The 3104-nt window shown below is 40.6% G+C and carries 3 protein-coding genes; 1 reads left to right on the forward strand and 2 read right to left on the reverse strand.

Features of this window, described 5'->3' with window-relative positions; translation table 11 throughout:
• Window positions 1-424 precede the first annotated feature (424 nt).
• Together IQ229_RS20800 and IQ229_RS20805 are read right to left on the reverse strand one after the other, a co-directional pair.
• The gene (locus IQ229_RS20800) at window positions 425-892 is read right to left on the reverse strand and encodes a hypothetical protein (RefSeq protein WP_194046978.1); all 468 of its coding nucleotides are present in this window, start codon (window positions 890-892) and stop codon (window positions 425-427) included.
• 61 nt (window positions 893-953) lie between these two features.
• Window positions 954-2183, reverse strand: coding sequence for a site-specific integrase (locus IQ229_RS20805; RefSeq protein WP_194046980.1), 1230 nt, complete (start codon window positions 2181-2183; stop codon window positions 954-956).
• A 266-nt stretch (window positions 2184-2449) separates the two neighbouring features.
• Here IQ229_RS20805 and IQ229_RS20810 point away from each other — a divergent pair.
• Window positions 2450-3104, forward strand: a 655-nt coding sequence (locus tag IQ229_RS20810; RefSeq protein WP_194046982.1) for a Uma2 family endonuclease, incomplete at its 3' end; no start/stop codon positions are given.

A 3104-nucleotide genomic window follows, 5' to 3' on the forward strand; every position in this document is an offset into this window, starting at 1 on the left:
ATGTTTTGGAGTTTTAACTCTCGGTTAAAAAGTAACTCCTAAGCTTATCGTTGTCTGGCTTTTGATCTAGCGCGAGTAAATCCCTTGCCTGTAGATGCCGTGATAGACCACGAACGCCTAAACGTACCATTAACTTACTGCAAGTGCCCTAGAGACGATTTTAGCGCCATGTGTTAAAGCTTGCTCACTTACGCAAGGCTGGGATTGTTGTTTTCTTTGCCAACAATAACGGGTATTTGGTAGGCACAAGATACTGGTATACCCTGAAAAAAAAGATGACACCGTGGGATGTCATCTTAGATGTTATCGAAGGTGTCATCGTGGGTGACACCTTTTTTTTATGGGGTATCCTTGCTACTTCACAATACTTGGAAGGCTTATTCTCTCGATGTCAAGTTTGAGATAATGTTCTCGGATTATTTATTCAATCAATGGTTTGTTGAATTGTTTTTACTGGTGCTTTAGCTTTGTCGTCTTTTATTTGGTAGTCGCTCGGAAGGTGTTTGTAATGTTTCAATAATTTCACTAGTTGCTCAGGAGTTATCCCGCGTTCATTTTTCCTTATAAAGTATTCAATATCCCTGATATGAACTCCGACGATAATTCGATCATTCATTCTGGTTTCATAGTCAAAGATTAATTCGCTGCTGCTATAACCACCAATGTGAGATGAGTGCCCATTGACGTACATAATAGCTAAGGATGAGAGTATCTTGTCACGAGTGACCACCTTTAGTCGTTTATACTCCACAACAATATACCCTTCCGATGTCTCATGATGTACCACCTCTTTATATCGACAATTCATTTCAATGACTTGATGATCGTGAGAGTGTTTAATAACGAATTTATTAGATGACTTTGTTTTACAAAGTTCTTTGTATGTCAACATTGTTGTACTCCTATATGCATAAGTGATACGTTCTTTGACGATTCAACGACACAATGCAGAATCAACTGTCTGGCATCATAACATCACTAACATCACCCAAATATCTTTTGGCAATCATGTTGGGAGAATTGCCTACCCACTTAGCTATCATTACGCTATCAACGTTACTTCTGACCATCATTGTTATAGCAGTGTGTCTCATCTGGTAAGGATTCCTATACTCAATCTCCGGCAAAGTCTCAAGTACAGACTTCCATGCCCTATTAGCAAAGTTATGCCAGTCAATAAGACCACCTTTTTTAGCAGGAAATACGAAATCATCAAGACTGCATTTTTCAGGTTTAATAGCGTTAATGACGGTCTTTATTTGGCTGTTTACTGTAATGGAACGCTTTGATTGAGTCTTAGTACCTGCCTCTATTTCACCGCTTGCTGTTAGCTTTTGACAGAAAGTAATCTTCATCCCCTTAACGTGTTTCCATTGCAATGCAAGCGCTTCCTCTGGTCTGCATCCAGTGGTAAACAAGAATTCCACTAATGGAGCGTAGTAGTTATAGTTTGTATTCGCATAAAAAGCTTCAATAATCTGTTTACGTTCATCATCACTAAAGGGATTGATGTCTTCTTTAGTTCCTGATTTTTTTGTCGATGGGATTAAGTTTCTCAATCCCTCGAAAGTGTTTGACTGTAACTTGCCACTAGCTACGCCCCATTTACAGCAAGCATTTATCAATTTCCATTGCTTCTCAATACTGCTAGTGGACGTACCTTTATGGTCTTCTACTAACCAGTGCATTACAGCAACAGCATCTCTCACTAGCTTGTGAGGGCATTTTATGAGCTTGTTTTTAATACGGTCGTAGTCAATCATGCTGTTTGCCATTAAGGTTTTAGACTTGAAACGGGTATAGTCTTCAAACAGTTGCAGTAGATCGACTGCATTCACTGACAGTCTTGCGGCAACAATCTCCCTTGCTTCTTCAGCATCTTGAATAGCAGCTTCCTTTGTCCTGCCTTGTAATGCATTGGGTTTATACTTTGTCAACGTGGAGTCAAAGTATCCGGTTGTGCAGTCTTGGTAAATTCGATTAGCAATCTCCTCAGCTTTTGCAAGCGCTAGTTTGTCGTGATAACTTGCTCCCGGTGTCGGACTGAAACTGTATCTTTTACCTGCGTGAGAAAACCTGATGATTATTGACCCGTTATTTTCCCTTGGTGTAATTTCTCTCATATTTGCCACATTTCCTACTTGTTTACACCATTCTGGCATAAAACTGGCATAAAGAGACATCCGAAGAGTCAGTATTTAACGTAAAATCCTTATTGAATATAGCTTTTAAGGGATATTGAGATAGGACTGAAAATCCTCGTGTCACCGGTTCAAGTCCGGTTCCTGGCATAGATTACAGCGAAAAACACTTCTGACAGCAAAAGAGTTGCCTGCAAGTTGTTTTTAGCTGGGGTGGAGAACGCTATTAGAATGCGTTCCTTCCCTACAGCCTTGGCAAGTTGAATTTATTTATAATCAAAGAAACCGAAACCACCGCGGTAACAGTCATGCTGTCAGAAAACCTTAAAGTCGTTGGGCTTCCAAGCACTGACGAACTAGCCTGCTCGGACGATATACCTGTGGATAATGAGGATCAAAATTTTCTGCCCAACATTCTACTGTTCCTATTAACCTCGATTTGGGCAACCCGCACCGATTGGTTTTTCGGCGTAGACATGGCAATCTACCACACGACAGGGGCTAATGCTAGAGTCCCCATAGTACCAGATGGGTTTCTGAGTTTGGGAGTCGATCGCAAAAAAGGTGGTAAATCGCGTAGAAGTTACGCTGTCTGGGAAGAAAATGAGGTAGTACCGATACTAACATTGGAGATGGTATCCCATTCCCCAGGAAGTGAATACGACGAAAAGTTAGAAATTTATCGGAAACTTGGCGTACTTTACTACATTATTTACAACCCCGAATATTGGCAACGCGATCGACACCAACCATTTGAAATTTACAAATTGGTAGATAAAAATTATCAATTACAAATTGGCGAACCCCATTGGATGCCAGAGGTTGGTTTAGGAATCGGACGACATCAAGGTGTTATGGGTGGAATTGGTCAGGAATTTCTATCTTGGTATGACGAGCAAGGAAATCGGTATTTAACGGCAGAAGAAAAAGCAGAAAAGTTTGCACAGCATTTACGTTGTCTTG

This window comes from Nostoc cf. edaphicum LEGE 07299, from assembly GCF_015207245.1.
GTDB classification, from domain to species: Bacteria; Cyanobacteriota; Cyanobacteriia; order Cyanobacteriales; family Nostocaceae; genus Nostoc; species Nostoc edaphicum_B.